The sequence below is a fragment of the Pseudoalteromonas sp. S3431 genome (assembly GCF_000690035.1).
Lineage (GTDB): Bacteria > Pseudomonadota > Gammaproteobacteria > Enterobacterales > Alteromonadaceae > Pseudoalteromonas > Pseudoalteromonas fuliginea.
Window position 1 is genome coordinate 54,908 of the sequence record NZ_JJNY01000017.1, and the last position, 15,264, is coordinate 70,171.

At 39.1% G+C, this 15,264-nt stretch carries 16 protein-coding genes and 1 pseudogene; 9 read left to right on the forward strand and 8 right to left on the reverse strand.

From position 1 onward, the window contains the following. The first annotated feature begins 81 nt into the window (after positions 1-81). Positions 82-396 carry a DUF962 domain-containing protein gene (locus DO88_RS13915; RefSeq protein WP_007375463.1) on the forward strand — a complete coding sequence of 105 codons (315 nt, stop codon included), beginning with the start codon at positions 82-84 and terminating at the stop codon, positions 394-396. Positions 397-914: 518 nt separating this feature from the next. After that, positions 915-3,485 carry a TonB-dependent receptor plug domain-containing protein gene (locus DO88_RS13910; RefSeq protein WP_033038321.1) on the forward strand — a complete coding sequence of 857 codons (2,571 nt, stop codon included), beginning with the start codon at positions 915-917 and terminating at the stop codon, positions 3,483-3,485. Positions 3,486-3,566: 81 nt separating this feature from the next. Here DO88_RS13910 and DO88_RS13905 read toward each other — a convergent pair whose 3' ends face one another. From DO88_RS13905 to DO88_RS13895, 3 genes are all read right to left on the reverse strand, one after another. Continuing rightward, positions 3,567-4,625, reverse strand: a complete 1,059-nt coding sequence (locus DO88_RS13905) for a branched-chain amino acid aminotransferase (protein WP_269634966.1) — start codon at positions 4,623-4,625, stop codon at positions 3,567-3,569. A 134-nt stretch (positions 4,626-4,759) separates the two neighbouring features. Next, positions 4,760-5,812: a fatty acid desaturase family protein gene (locus tag DO88_RS13900; RefSeq protein ID WP_033028765.1), complete on the reverse strand. Its 1,053-nt coding sequence runs from the start codon at positions 5,810-5,812 to the stop codon at positions 4,760-4,762. Further along, a complete protein-coding gene (locus DO88_RS13895) occupies positions 5,809-6,852 on the reverse strand; it encodes a flavin reductase family protein (RefSeq protein WP_007375467.1) in 1,044 nt (347 codons plus the stop codon). The genes DO88_RS13900 and DO88_RS13895 overlap by 4 nt, the downstream gene beginning before the upstream one ends. 266 nt (positions 6,853-7,118) lie before the next feature. Between DO88_RS13895 and DO88_RS13890 the strand changes: the two genes are divergently transcribed. From DO88_RS13890 to DO88_RS13865, 7 genes and pseudogenes are all read left to right on the forward strand, one after another. Beyond that, positions 7,119-8,294, forward strand: a complete 1,176-nt coding sequence (locus tag DO88_RS13890; protein ID WP_033028774.1) for a PQQ-dependent sugar dehydrogenase — start codon at positions 7,119-7,121, stop codon at positions 8,292-8,294. A 165-nt stretch (positions 8,295-8,459) separates the two neighbouring features. Beyond that, complete coding sequence (locus DO88_RS13885) at positions 8,460-8,639, forward strand: DUF6435 family protein (RefSeq protein WP_007375469.1); 180 nt, start codon at positions 8,460-8,462, stop codon at positions 8,637-8,639. A 746-nt stretch (positions 8,640-9,385) separates the two neighbouring features. Next, positions 9,386-10,342, forward strand: coding sequence for a DUF4062 domain-containing protein (locus tag DO88_RS13880; RefSeq protein ID WP_007375470.1), 957 nt, complete (start codon positions 9,386-9,388; stop codon positions 10,340-10,342). A 127-nt stretch (positions 10,343-10,469) separates the two neighbouring features. Further along, positions 10,470-10,602, forward strand: a pseudogene (locus DO88_RS19230) (transposase); the annotation flags it as partial. 213 nt (positions 10,603-10,815) lie between these two features. After that, complete coding sequence (locus tag DO88_RS13875; RefSeq protein WP_033038322.1) at positions 10,816-11,169, forward strand: hypothetical protein; 354 nt, start codon at positions 10,816-10,818, stop codon at positions 11,167-11,169. Between the two features lie 282 nt (positions 11,170-11,451). Beyond that, positions 11,452-11,817 (forward strand): cupin domain-containing protein, encoded by a 366-nt coding sequence (locus DO88_RS13870; RefSeq protein WP_007375472.1) that lies wholly within the window; start codon positions 11,452-11,454, stop codon positions 11,815-11,817. A 73-nt stretch (positions 11,818-11,890) separates the two neighbouring features. Beyond that, positions 11,891-12,193, forward strand: coding sequence for a hypothetical protein (locus DO88_RS13865; RefSeq protein WP_033022984.1), 303 nt, complete (start codon positions 11,891-11,893; stop codon positions 12,191-12,193). Between the two features lie 34 nt (positions 12,194-12,227). On the opposite strand, the gene DO88_RS13860 is transcribed toward DO88_RS13865, so the two are convergent. The 5 genes from DO88_RS13860 to DO88_RS13840 all read right to left on the reverse strand — a co-directional run bounded on the left by DO88_RS13860 (position 12,228) and on the right by DO88_RS13840 (position 15,244). Beyond that, positions 12,228-12,683 carry a GNAT family N-acetyltransferase gene (locus DO88_RS13860; RefSeq protein WP_033038324.1) on the reverse strand — a complete coding sequence of 152 codons (456 nt, stop codon included), beginning with the start codon at positions 12,681-12,683 and terminating at the stop codon, positions 12,228-12,230. Between the two features lie 60 nt (positions 12,684-12,743). Further along, on the reverse strand, positions 12,744-13,337 hold the full coding sequence (locus DO88_RS13855) for a DUF2238 domain-containing protein (protein ID WP_033038325.1): 594 nt from the start codon (positions 13,335-13,337) through the stop codon (positions 12,744-12,746). A gap of 61 nt (positions 13,338-13,398) precedes the next feature. Beyond that, the gene (locus DO88_RS13850) at positions 13,399-14,190 is read right to left on the reverse strand and encodes an SDR family oxidoreductase (RefSeq protein ID WP_033038327.1); all 792 of its coding nucleotides are present in this window, start codon (positions 14,188-14,190) and stop codon (positions 13,399-13,401) included. A 59-nt stretch (positions 14,191-14,249) separates the two neighbouring features. Beyond that, positions 14,250-14,753, reverse strand: coding sequence for an Mpo1 family 2-hydroxy fatty acid dioxygenase (locus tag DO88_RS13845; RefSeq protein ID WP_008137888.1), 504 nt, complete (start codon positions 14,751-14,753; stop codon positions 14,250-14,252). Between the two features lie 83 nt (positions 14,754-14,836). Then, positions 14,837-15,244, reverse strand: coding sequence for a hypothetical protein (locus DO88_RS13840; RefSeq protein WP_007375478.1), 408 nt, complete (start codon positions 15,242-15,244; stop codon positions 14,837-14,839). Positions 15,245-15,264 lie beyond the last annotated feature (20 nt).

The window sequence follows — 15,264 nt, forward strand, 5'->3', positions numbered from 1 at the left end:
TTTGTCGTTGTAAACAAATGTAAAGGTGCGCTTTAATAGCCCACAATCTTCATAAAATAAAAAACAATAAAAGAGCACGCAATGCAAAGTACAAACCCCACATTTAAAAGTTTTAAAGCCTTCTACCCTTATTATTTAAAAGAGCACCGCAACGTTATTTGCCGCCGCTTACATTTTATAGGAAGTACACTGGTTCTTGCTGTAAGCGCAATAGCATTAATAAAACAACAATACAGTTTATTATGGCTATTACCTGTTATTGGATATGGGTTTGCGTGGGTCGGGCATTTCTTTTTTGAAAAAAACCGCCCTGCTACTTTTAAACACCCTTTTTACAGTTTGTGGGGAGATTGGGTAATGTTTAAAGATATGCTTGTAGGAAAAATTAAATTTTAACACTATTTTTAGCACTCTTTTTTATACCAATTACTTATAAAAACAAAATTACTTCATGCTTTAGAGTATAGGTTCTAATAAGTAGTACATAATTTATAAACCACTCATTAAATGTTAATTTAGTTAACATTTAATGGGTGGTTTTGTATTTTACATTTTTTAAAAATATTTATAGCTCAACAGCTGTTTATTGCCAGCCCAATAAAAACGGCTTCCTACTCTCAATTAATTAAAGCCATCAACCTCATCTTACCAGTTAACTAAACGTTAAATTTAACTTTTAAATATAATTCATTATTCATCAATTACTTAGCAATCACCTTAGCTATATAACTAAAACAATGGTCATTATAAAAAACAACCAAATGTAATTATAAAAATCCCTAGATTAATTGAATGTTATTCAATTGACTGACTTTGTTAATTAAGTATATGTTCAAAGTAACAAAGAGGTTTACCCACTTTTTTGTATAAAAAAATAGAATAATTCAATGGGTTTCGAATGAGGGAAATAGAACATGAATAAAAAGCCATTATTTCAATTACAGACATCGGTACCACAAATATTACTCGCCATGAGCGCCTCTGCTGCACTACTGGGTTCGCTCTCAGTAAATGCTGCAGAGCAAAACACCAAAGCAGAAGAAAATATTGAACAAATAAGCGTCATAGGCTCTCGCCGATTAGGTCGTACAGTAGAAGATAGTTCAGTGCCTATTGATATTATAGGTGCTGATGCACTCAATAATTCAGGTTTTACTGAAACGAATGCCCTGCTTAGCAGTTTATTACCAAGCTTTAACTTTCCGCAGGCATCCCTTACAGATGGTAGCGACCATGTGCGCCCTGCCCAACTTCGTGGCTTAGCACCCGATCACACACTAGTGCTTGTTAATGGCAAGCGCCGCCACAGTAATGCACTGCTTAACCTAAATGGCTCAACGGGTCGTGGTTCATCATCGGTTGATTTAAATGCGATACCAGCAAATGCTATTGCCCGCATTGAAGTATTACGTGATGGTGCAGCAGCGCAATATGGCTCTGATGCTATAGCCGGTGTTATTAATATTGTGCTTAAAAGTGCCAGCAGCGGTGGCTCGTTTTCAGCAAACTATGGCGCTAACGTTACTGAAATGGATGGTGTACCACAGCTAAAGTCAGTATCTGAAGGCAGTGATGGTGATTTAGCCTTTACCGAGGGTAGCGATCGCTCGTTAACCGACGGTCAAACATTAACCCTACAAGGTAATATGGGTTTTGAACTAGGCGATAATGGCTTTTTAAACATCTCAACAGAATACCGCGATCGCCATTCAACTAACCGCTCAGACTACGACCAACGTGAAAACTATGCACGATTAGAAGATGGCTCACTCGACCCACGCGAACTGACCGTAAATCGATATAACCATAATTTTGGTAATGGCGATGTTGAAGACTTCTCTATTTTTTACAACGCAGGTTACCAGTTAACAAACAACGCCGATTTATATTCATTTGGCTCTTACAGCAAACGTGAAGGCGAAGGCGGCGGGTTTTATCGTCGCGCAAGCGATAGTCGTAACGTAGAAGAGATTTATCCTGATGGTTTTTTACCGGTTATTACCTCAGATATAAATGACTTTTCATTAGCTCTGGGTGTTAAAGGTTTTGTAAGCGAATGGAATTACGATGTATCGGCCGTATATGGTCAAGATGCATTTGAATTTGGTGTTACCAACAGCTTAAATACTTCATACGGCCCTACTAGCCAAACAAGCTTTGATGCCGGAACACTTACTTACGATCAACTTACCTTAAACGTTGATTTTAGCCGTGAAGTAGACGTCAGCTTTTTAGAAAGCTCTGTAAACGTAGCTGTAGGTGCTGAGTATCGCCGCGAAGGTTACCAAATAGATGCAGGCGAAGAAGCCTCATACGCACAAGGCACATTTGGCCCAGGCGGTGCAGTAACCGACCCTGTTGATGGCCCATTTGGCGCAGCGGGATCACAAGTTTTTCCTGGATTTACACCGGAATCCGAAGGTGATAATAGCCGTCATAACGTGAGCTTATATATAGACCTTGAAACTTACCTTACCGATGATTGGAACCTAACAGTTGCCGCTCGTTACGAGGATTACTCAGACTTTGGCGATACCGTTAATGGTAAAGTTGCAACTCGTTACTCATTAACTGAAGACTTAGCACTACGCGCCTCTGTTTCTACTGGTTTTAGAGCACCTTCTTTGCAGCAACAATACTTTACCTCAGTGGCCACTGTATTTGTTGATGGTGAACCAACCGAAACCGGTACCTTTGCACCAAGCAGCGATGTAGCAAAAGCACTGGGCTCGCCGGGTCTTGATGCTGAAGAAGCCACAAACTACGGCGTTGGTTTTACATGGTCTACCGACTTTAATTTCAGCTTATCGGTTGATTACTACCAAATATTAATTGATGACCGCATTGTGCTATCAAACAACTTATCGGGCGCTGCTATTGAGCAACTTCTTGAAGGTACAGGCGCTAACCAAGGTCGTTTTTTCTTAAACGCAATTGACAGTAAAACGCGCGGTGTTGATGTTGTAGCTTCTTATAATGTACCAACCGATGGTTACGGCGATGTTGCCTTTAACTTAGGTTATAACTACGGTAAAAATGAAGTTACCGATATAATTGACCCACCAGCAGCTCTGCAAGGTGCTGGGTTTGATCAAGACAACTTATTCTCTGGTAACGAACTACGTCGTTTTGAAGTAAGTACACCGCGTAATAAATACAATTTAAGTGCAACATGGAATATGGATCAATGGCGCACCACGCTTAGAACAACGCGTTACGGTGAAACACAAGACCCTTCAGATAACCCAGAACGTAACGAAGTGCTTAAACCTAAATGGATAACTGACTTAGATGTGGCCTACTCGCTTACTAGCAACGTATTGCTGAGCTTAGGGGCTAATAACATTTTTGATGTTTACCCAGACGCAACCCGTGAAAATGTTGACGATTTAACAACCTTCTCGCGTTTATTTGCTTACTCTAGCTTCTCAGCGTATGGATTTAACGGACGCTACGTGTACGGTAAAATAGAAATGAAGTTTTAATAAGCACAGCTTAAAGTAACCAAACACACAAAAGCCACCGATTAGGTGGCTTTTTAACGCGAGTTGCTATTAAATATATAATTAGATTTTAGTTAACCAGCCGTGTTTGTCTTCGCTTTTACCCCATTGAATATCGTTCAATGCTTGGCGAAGGCGCGCAGTCGTTGGGCCTGGCTCGCCAGTACCTACTTTGTATTCTTTATCGTTATGAATAAACGTCCCCACAGCAGTTAGTACAGCTGCAGTGCCCGAAAGCGCCGCTTCAGTACCTGGTTTAGCAGCACGCTCTAATAGCTCAGTAACGCTAAAGTTACGCTCGCTTACCGTCATACCTAAATCTTTGGCTATGGTTAAAATACTATTACGCGTTACTCCATGTAAAAACGTGCTATCAAGCGCTTTAGTAATAATTTCGTTGCCATCAATTAAAATAAAGTTAGCAGCACCGGTTTCTTGTACGTCGCCACCTGGGCAAAATAAAATTTGATCTGCTTGATACTTAGTTCGTGCAGCACTAATAGGTGCTAGAGCACTGGCGTAGTTACCACCACTTTTTACCATACCCATGTGCGGCGCGCAGCGCATACCATCTTCTTCAAGTAGTACGCGTAGTGCAGTTGCACCACCTGCAAAGTAATCACCCACTGGCGATAGTAACGTGTACAAAAGCGAGCTCATTGATGGCGCTGCTGCTTTACCAATTGCCGCCTCAGTACCAATGTGTGTTGGGCGAATATACATAGAGCCCGGCGGTAATGGCGTTTCATCTGCGTATTCGCGCATAATATCGATAATCATCGTTTTTAGCATATCGCTGTCAAAACTCGGTAAGCTTAATAGCGCTGAGCTTTGTTGCATGCGTGCAATGTTTGCATCCATTCTAAAAAGATAAACAGAACCATCTTCATGGCGAAAGGCTTTTAAGCCTTCAAAACATGTACTTGAATAATGAAGAACGTGCGCACCAGCATGAAGTTCAAGTTTATCGGAAGGGACAATTGAGCTTTCGCTCCATTTATTATCAGAAAAACGAGCTTGAATCATCTGCGGCATAAACACGGTACCAAATGCGGCCATTTTAATCTCTCTTGTGTGGTCTATTTTCCCCCATTGTATGACAATCACCCGCCATTTAACCATAGCTAAAGTAAGGCTTTTTTAATTAACTATGAGAAATTTTTGCAAGTACTGTTTACTAATCAACCGCATTGGGTGCTATAAACAAAAAAATCGACTAATGCAGTTGCACTAGCCGATTCTTAAAGGTAAATAATTTACTTGAACGAATACCTAATAATACGTTTTAACACCGAGGTATACTGTTTAAAAAAGCTACCTGTATGGTAATCAATGCCGTGTTTTTTCAAAACGGCTTGTACTTGAGGTGCAACTTCTTGATAGCGCGAAGACGGCATATCTGGAAATAAGTGATGCTCTATTTGGCAGCTCAAATGCCCTGTTAAAACATGAAACCAATGCGACCCTTTAATGTTAGACGAGCCCAATACTTGGCGGTAATACCACTGCCCTTGGGTTTCGTTTACGCAGTCTTCTTGTTTAAAAGTTTGCGTTTCTTCAGTAAAGTGACCACAAAATATTATGGTCGACGTCCATAAATTACGGATTAAGTTTGCTACTAAATTCCCCGCCAATACCCATAAAAATAAAGGCCCTGCAAGTAACGGAAATATCGCATAATCTTTAATTAATTGGCGAGCGCCTTTACTAAAAAAGCGATGCTTTAATGTAGAGTGTGAAACAAGCCCTTCGCGGTTTTCTTTCTTTTTACCAATAAAAACACGCTCTGCTGCTAACTCGTGATACGACACGCCCCACTGAAATAACACACTTAAATTAATATACGTAAAAAACTGCCATACATTTTTAAAACGCCACTTAAAATCATCGCTTAAACGCAACAAGCCATAACCAAAGTCTCTGTCTTTACCAATAATATTAGTATACGTATGGTGTTCAAAGTTATGAACGCGATGCCAACTTTGTCCATCGCACGCTATGTCCCACTCATAATGTTGTGAGTTGAGTTGCTTGTCGTTCATCCAATCGTATTGACCATGCATTACATTGTGGCCAATTTCCATATTGTCTAAAATTTTAGCAAGCGCTAATAACAACACACCTGCAACCCACAATAATGGTTGAATAAAACCGAGCATTAGCAAAATTCGCCCGCTCCATTCACACACTCGCTGTTTGCGCACAACAGAGCGAATATAGTCGGCATCTTGTTGGCCTACTTTGCCAAGGGTGTCCATTTTAATGGCATCTAGCTCGCTTGCGAGCATGTCATAGTTAATGTTTTTCATAATTGTAACTCCAAATCACTAACAGGTTGGCTTACGCAAAGTTGTATTAATTGCTCGCCGTTGTCACTCAATTCACCTGTTTTTAAATTACGTACCACGCCTGACTTTTTAATACATTGGCATTGATGGCAAATACCAATACCGCAACCGCGTTTAACGGGGAGCTTTTTTTCTTCAAACTGAGTCAGTAAAACATCGTTGCCCGATACAACATGGGCACTAGCGTTAATTTTTACATTAAATTGGCTGTCGTCGTTTAAGGTAGGCAGCGCCAAACCAAAGGCCTCTTGGTAGTAATTTAGCTTATGCGTTTTAGCAAAATCGCTCACCGTTTGCATAAATGCTGCAGGGCCACAGCAGTAAATGTCTGGGTTTTCCCACGGCTTAATATTGCTGGTTATATCGCTTGATTGCTCACGCGTTAATAATAAAAACGAAAAATGCTCAAATTGCGCTGCCAACTCACTTAGCTCATCAACACATTGATGCTCAGTGGCTTTTGCGTAATACACTAACGACACTTTTTGCGTAGTTTGGCTTAAGTAATCATCAAGCATAGCCAGCATAGGTGTTATACCCGAGCCGCCTGCAATAAAAGTGGCTGGCGTGTGTGTGTTTTTAAAAACAAAGTCGCCGCTTGGCGCAGAAATATTGCACCACAACCCCGCTTTTAATGCACTGCTGAGTAAGCCTGTAAAGCGCCCTTGCGCATTTGTTTTGATTAGTAAGCGCACCAAACCTGTATTTTTAAATTGCTGAGCGCTTGAGGCCACGGTAAAAACGCGTGTTAATAATCGCCCATTAATTTCAACCGTTAAACTTATATGCTGCCCTGACGTATGTGCCTGCCATTGTTTGCTTGGCTTAAGTTGCACACTTAAAAAACCGCCATCAAGCACAGCGGTACTAACTACTTGCGCTCTAAACTGCCCTGCACGCCACGCAGGTTTAAACACCTGCATTATTGGCTCTATGTAGCCTGCAAAACTTTGATGGTGTAAAAACCATTTTGAAAATTGGTTTAATACTTGAGTCATCATGGTTAAATCTCTATCAAATCTTAATTACTTTGAACTTACACGTGTACGCCCAAACTTCAGCGCACAAGTGTACGCTGAAATTTTTAGTTTTCAACCCCAATAGAGTAATTATTCAATTTTTATTAGCGCAATTTGCTAAAACAATTTCCTGTGAAGAAGTAATTTTAAAATATATAAGTGTGCATTTTTCATTCAACTCAACACTTAACAAATTTATTTATGCCATGATAAGGTTATGTAAGATTGGATTAATTTTGGAAGCCATAATGATAAATTTAAGGTCACATAACACTCACCCTAAACTAATAAATGCAGGCTTAGCCGTTGCTATATTTGCTACTAACGCACCCGCGCATGCAAAAAGCGATTACGTAAAAAATTATAAACAGCTAGATACTTTATCGCTTAGCGTTAACGCAATAACAGCGGCAGAAGGTGTGGTTATACCTTGGGCTATTGAGCCTTTAGCTAATGGTGATTTACTAATATCTGAGCGCAGCGGAGCGTTATTTTTATTACCTAAAAATACCACTAAATTAACTAAGGTTTCAGGGCTTCCCGACATTGATGCTAATGGCCAAGGTGGATTGCTTGATTTATCACTACACACCGATAGTAAGCAAAACCAATGGCTGTACTTTAGTTACTCAAGTAGTGAGGGCAAAGGAAGCGGAAGTAACACCGCCTTAATGCGCGCCAAGCTAAATAGCGATCATACGCAGCTGTCTGATCAGCAATTGCTATACAAAGGCGAGCATAATAGTACCAAAGGCCAGCACTACGGCAGCCGTATTGTGTTTGATAATGAAGGTTATGTTTATTTTTCAATTGGCGATCGCGGCTCGCGCGACATAAACCCGCAAGATCTCACGCGTGATGGCGGTAAAATTTATCGCTTACACGAAAACGGTAATATCCCAAGCGACAATCCGTTTGTTAAACAAAAAGATGCAAAACATGCGGCATGGTCTTATGGGCACCGTAATCCACAAGGCATGTGGTTTAATAATCAAAACAATATTTTATGGTCTCACGAGCATGGACCACGCGGCGGCGATGAACTTAATATAATAAAAAAAGGCGCTAACTACGGATGGCCTTTAGTAAGCTATGGCGTTAACTACAGCGGTACCAAGTTTACCGACCTTAAAGAAAAAGACGGCATGCAATCGCCCGCATTACACTGGACCCCTTCTATTGCGCCATCCGATATGTTGTATGTAACGAGTGATAAATACCCAAAGCTTAAAGGTAAGCTATTACTAGCATCAATGAAATTTGCATTCATTAGCGCACTAGAGCTCTCAAAAGGTAAGGTTGTTAAGCAATATAAAATACTCGATGGAATTGGCAGAGTACGCAGCTTAGCCCAAAGCAGTAATGGTTTTATTTATTTAGGTATTGATGGGCAAGGTATTAAACGCCTAGAGCCAGAAATGTAAACATTAGCACTAGAACCAGAACTAGCACACAGTACGTTAATAATTACACCGTGTTTACTTTGCGCTTTTAAAGCGCAAAGTAAACATTTTCACCAAACAAAGAACTATTAAGCCCATTAATGCGTACACTAATTACATATAACTTAATAAATTAAGAGAATACTAATGTTTTCATTTTTAAAGCCTGATCCCGTAAAAAAACTGCGTAAAGAATACGACGTAAAACTAGAGCAAGGCATGCAGGCACAAAGAAAAGGCGACATTAAAAGCTTTGCAATGTTAAGCGCAGAAGCCGAAAAAATCTGGAGTGAAATAGAAACTCTAGAGGCTAAAAAAGCCAAATAATACCAATCGTATTAAGTTATTAGACATTTATAGCGACGGATAAATAGAGTGATAACAAGGCATAAATTTCGACATGTAGTTGTTCTACATGAGAAATTTATAACGCCGTTAACGCTTTATTTAGCACGCTAGAAAGGCTAAATATTTAAGTCGACTGGTATAAGTATACTTAAACGTGTCAGCCCTGTTTCAAAAGCAGGAAGACGCGTTTAGTAAATAATTTATGACCTCGTTTTTTACAGCTTCCACCATCCCTAAACCACCCTTTATAATATGCTTACACAAGCAAGTGTAATTAAAGCAGTTACTTACGATTTATTGGTATATCAGCGTCGGAAACAGCAATTCTTACAACAGAGCGAACGAGTTAGTGGGCGAGCCTGCTGAATAGAATCAATGAGTTAACCTGCTTAATTGCTCAGGTTAGTAGCGACTGTGCGTGGTGAAAATATCATTGCTTAACAGTTAAATATTAGGTTTAATGGGGACATAATAAACGCTGAGTAACGCAGGGATAGCTTAGATACGATATACACGTCAATGAAATTGGCTAAATATCGGTTAGGCCATAAAAAGCCTTTCTTTATAAGTAAAGTCCATAGCATAAACAATACCAACGCGAACACACCGAGCAGGTAGCGCCTCAGTCCAACAAGCGATTATGCAACACAAACTACGTGTTGCATAAATACTAAAGTGTTAAGTGCCCGTGTTGCTATCTACCTTCTGTGTTTAAAGAGAAATTAATGAAAAAAAGATTACAAGTATTCGTCTCATCAACCTATTTAGATTTAGTTCCTGAAAGACAAGCCGCTGTGTCCGCAATTTTGAAATCAGGACATATACCTGCTGGGATGGAATTATTTACAGCCGGAGATCAAAGCCAATGGAGTATTATTAAGCGTTGGATCGATGAATCAGATGTTTATATGTTAATTTTAGGTGGAAGATATGGAAGTGTTGAGCCAGACAGTGGTTTAAGTTATACAGAGTTAGAATACAATTATGCTTTAGATATAGGGAAACCATTATTCGCAGTTGTTATAAACGATAATGCGTTAGATGAAAAAATTAAAAAAGTTGGTGCTTCTGTTTTCGAAAAAGATCATCCAGTCGAATTGAAAGCATTTAAACAAAAAGTATTATCTAATATGTCATCATTTTACGAAGATGAAAAAGATATTCGATTATGTGTTCTGGAAAGTTTACCTGAGATTGCTGCAACTAGAGAATTAGACGGTTGGATATCAGGCGCAGAAGTACCAGATACGAAAAGCTTGGTTGATGAAATAACACGATTAACTAAAGAAAATAGAGAACTGACAAATGAGATGGGCTCTCTTCAAGACAAGCTTAAAAATGCACCATCATCTAAGGAAGATTCGTCAAATGAAGAGTTGGCTTTGATCTTGAAATCAATTGAAATTGATTTTCCGAAGGCTATGGAACAGCCTAAAATGAATTTGTTCGCTGCGCTGATGTGGCTAAAAGATCATCTAATTACAGGTGTTACAAATCAGCATGGTACTGATGATTTAACCATGTTTGTTTATCAAAATATACTTCCTAAGTTACAAATACATAATCTCGTAATAAATGAAAAAGTCGCATCTGTAAAATATCGTCGTTTTTCTCTAACTAAGCAAGGGCAAGAATTCTTAGCTTATATTGAAAAGAAGCAAATCTTAAAAAATAGAACTTAATCGGGTAGCCGGAGGTCTCTAACCTCCAGCCCCCACAACACCCATCATGCGGGTCCGCAATGGGCAGAAATTAGGATGACACCCATCCTAATTACCTTGAACCGACTTTCCTTTAAATAAAAAGCGGAACATTACAGTGAACAAAGGTATGAATAAATTGACCTTACGGGGTCAAATGAAAGTGAATGCCTTACTTCACGCTGCGGCAACTGTATTGCCTTGTTCATAATATAGAAAAGCTGCAAAACACGATGCATTAAGAAGGATAAGCCATTTTACCCTAAATAAAAGCCACTCAAACACCCGTCCCCCCTTCCAAAACGCTAATTAAAACAATATCAAACACTTCAATATTCTACGTAAAAATACAGTAATCAATTGAACCAAAATAGGAACTCAGCTATGGTTTATTTATCAATAAAAAAATTAAAAAACGAGTTAATCTACAGGCTCGTTAAGTTACCAAGGAAGATATGCGTAAATTTCTGGCATTGGATATAAAATCTCAAATAGACTTGCGAGAAAAGTATCCAGATCTTGATAAGTTGTATGCTGTAGAAGATACTGATGCATATACTTACATGGCGGTTTCGGTTTTCGATCGTTGGTTGGGAGCAGAAGACTCAATTAAATACTTATCTGATGTTGCTGATGAGGAGCAACAAAGTAGAGATGCAAAATTCGTTAAATTTGCGAAAAAATTAATCGACAACACTGAGGTTCTAAACTTTACATTTAAAGGTCGTTGGAGTTCAGCTAAACCACAGTTTCGCAAATTTACCTCGGACGCTGCTAAAGAAGCTTACCTAATGTGCGCTCCACATTAATGTAGATAGTAGTCATTTTTATAAAGTGATGCTGCCTGAGTTGGAGGCTGTATATTTTGAAAGCTGGGACGACACTAATGTTTTCTATTTACGTAATCCTAAACACGCAGAAAAAATTGAAAAATGGGCTAATGAATGTGGCTTATACCGTCTAAATAGATAACTTAAGCGCATCAAAAATGACGTCAAACGCTTGGCTGACGCTCATTCTTCGCTAATTTTAGCCAAGCATTATCCGCATTTTATGCGGGCGCTAGCTGTACTAGCTATAGAGAAGTTTTCATGAAACATAATGCAATCAATTTTAAAGAAAAGTTTACTAAGTTTACAGATCATTGGTCTCCTCGTGTAATTGCAGAAATGAATGACTATCAGTTTAAATTGGTCAAAGTAGAAGGTGAATTTGTATGGCATGATCACCCGGATACTGACGAAGTTTTCATTGTAATTGAAGGGTGCCTTAACATTGAATTTCGCGATGGAGTCGTTACATTAGAATCAGGTGAAATGTTTGTAATCCCTAAAGGCATTGAACATAAACCTATAGCAACTTCAGAATGTAAAATCATGATAGTTGAACCTAAAGGTGTTGTTAATACTGGTGATTCAGGTAGCGAACTTACAGCAGAAGATGATGTTTGGGTGTAATGCACAGCTAACAAACGCTTCAACAATGATAAATACTGGTTGGCTCCTACGCTTCGGATATTAGCCAACCAGCATGCGGACGTTAGATGTTATGAAGTATTTGGCAAGCTTTTATAAAAGCGCAAGTTTTGTAGCTACTCTGTGGTGTATATCTTTATTGCTGCCATTATTGCTTTTGGCAAATGATGAAATTTCATGGATGCCAATAATAGCTGTTGTTCTTATAATTGTTTACGGCACAACTATTTCTCTTTTTAGAAGGGATCAGCTATTTGAAGGGACTTGGTGTATGTCAGATGTAGTCGCATATATTTTAGTGCCTATTTGTCTTTTTGCATTTGTCACATATATGATGCTATCAAGCTTAAACACCTAACAAGAACATTAGACGGAATTTACTCTTCCCCCATTTAATAGGTATCACGATAATTTTTACCATACACATCCTCAGGACTTATTTGCATTAGTAGTGCGGGGTTGTCTATCGGTTTAAACCCGTATTGCGCGTAAAGGCCATGTGCATCAGAAGTCGCTAATAAAAAGCGCCTGAGCCCTTGTAGCTCAGGGTGCTCTACTATCGTTTTAATAAGTAACTTACTCAGCCCATTACCTTGCAAGTGCGGGGCAATAAATACATCTGCTAAATAAGCAAAGGTTGCTTTATCGGTCACTACTCGGGCAAAGCCAACTTGCTCGTTATGAGCGCTGTAAACACCAAAGCACATTGAGTTATCAATAGCCGATTGCATCACGCTTTTAGGAATGCCTTTGGCCCAATAGCTATTAGCAATAAAGTTATAAATAACGTTAAAGTTAAGTTTGCTTTTGTCTGTGCTTATTGAGTAGTTACTAGTGTTTGCTGTCATACGTTAGTAGTCTTTTTTACCAATGTTTTTATAAACATTTCTATAGAACGTTCCTATAGCCTATAAATAATCTTTAACGTTTTTTAGCTGTTTGTCGTGTACTCTTGAAAGTACTAACAATGAGCAAATAGCACCAAATAACGCCAGTCCCATATCTGATTGGGTATCCCACACGTAACCTTGCGTGCCTAAAAATGCCTCTGCGTTTTCGCCGCTTAACACTGCAACCCACCACTCTATTAATTCGTAAAACGCGCTAAATGCTAAACATACCGAAATAACAAAGGTGATTAACCAGCCTCGACCATTTACTACTTTTTTGCGCAGTAAAATTTCGCGTGCCAGTAGTGCAGGTACAAACCCTTGAAAAAAGTGCCCTACTTTATCGTAGTTATTACGCTCGCTACCAAATAGGTTATCGAACAAAGGGACTTCGGCGTAGGTGTAATGCCCGCCAATCATCAGCACTATGCAATGCGCTAAAATAAATGTATATAAAATAGGGGTAAGTTTAAAGTGGCTATAGGTACTTGCTAGAAGCACTAAACCAATAATTGCGGGGATAACTTCAAGCAGCCATGTAAATTGATCTTTTGGGTTAATACCAGACCAAATTAATACAATAAAAAACAGGCTTAGCCATAAATACTTCATTTAGAATCCTTTTCTAAATTGATCAAATTTACGGCATTTTACGCCTTTGAAATAAACGACGCTACCTATAGTTTGTTTTTGCAGTAATGCGATTAAACAAAGTAGGAAAAAAGCGTTTAATTGTGGGCGCCCAACCACTTAAACCTTTGCCAATAATCACTTCGTCTTTTTTATTACTAATGGCACGAATCATTTTTGAAGCTGCTACGCTTACATCCATGCCATTTTCTATCGACTCTTCTGGTTTATTTTGCGCTATGCCTTGCTCGTTTAGTGAGTTATGCGCAATTGCTGTTTTAATAGAACCTGGGCAAATTGTTAAACAATGAATATTATGTTCAGCAACTTCTGCACGTAGGCAATCCATAAAACCAACAACCGCATATTTAGAACCCGAATATCCCGTTCTAAATTTTGAACCAACTTTACCCGCCACACTACTAATAGACACAATTGAGCCACTGCGCCTTGCCACCATAGTAGGCAATACAGCTTTAGTAAGTGCAATTAAGCCAAAGTAATTAACCTCCATTAATTGGCGATACACGTTAAAATCGTTTTCTAAAAATAAACTGCGCTGCGATACGCCGCCGTTATTAATTAAAATATCAATTGCAGGAAGCTCGCTCATTTTTGCTGTTACTGTACTCAGTACATGCTCTGGCTGAGCTAAGTCCAGCGGCACAACTAAGTGCCCTTCGCCTTTAAGCGTTGCTTTTAAATCGTTTAGTTTATCTACATTGCGCGCCGATAAAATAACGCGCGATCCAAGCTCGGCAAATTGTATAGCAAGCTCTTTACCAATACCTGACGATGCGCCGGTGATCCACACGGTTTTATTATTATATTGCATGCGTTATCTGCCCTTTATTGTTATTTATTAGGTTTTATTAAGGTACTTAGTAAAGTATTTTACGCCTTTGTAGGACCAGCTATCGCGTTTACTTCATCTTCTAATGTTTTGTAAAAACCCATTAAAAATAGTAGTTCAACAGTTACGTACAAAGGGCCAATAATTAAACCAATTAGGTCATCTACAAACGCTGGTTTTTTACCTTCGTAATAGTGCCCAATAAACTGCAGTACCCAGCCAAATACAAACACACCTACGCCAATACTCAACCACGGCCAAAACGCCATTGCCGCAATAGGCTGAGCACCAACAAGGAGTAAAGTGAATATCACGGCCATAATAAAGCCAAGCGAAAAGCTCAGCATAAAATAATAAACAACCGACGCTAATACAAAAAGTTGTGCGCCATCAATTACAAAGCTACCAAGGGGTATTTGAATGCGCGCTAGTAAACACAACGCTGCAAATACAATGAGCGGAATACCAAAAAAGTGCGTTAGTACATTACGCTTAGAACGATGATACAAACCATATTTACCAAGTTGCTGTTGAAGTGTTTTCATTTTATTGCCTTTAATTTATGTGTAAAACTTACTTTAGCAAAAGTAGACACAACAACAATGTCAGGTATCCGACATTGTGTAAATTAAGCAAATGCAGAAATTATTTTACCCGGCTCATGCTCACCTTGCATATCAATTCGCTCGCGCCCTTGTTGATACTCTTGATCGATCATTTTTTGAAGTTCCTCAATTTTATCAGCAATTGCGTCAGGGTCTGCGCCCTCACCTTGTAGCTCTTTAGTGAGTTCTTCTATTGCCGCTTTGAGCTCGTCTATCTTGTCTTTATTTACACCTAAGCGCTGATAAACCAGCGCTTCTTGCGCGCTTTCTAAAAATGTTTGCTCTTGAGGGCCTGAGCTTATGCCTTTAACTTCACTTGTTTTTTCATTAGGGAGGACATTAGTTGCCGTAACTTCGCTCGGGCTTGCCGCTTTAGTTATAATCGATGAGTTATAGTTACTATATTGATTTTTAAAGGTTATTGTTGTCATTAGCTCAAATCCATTGTTGC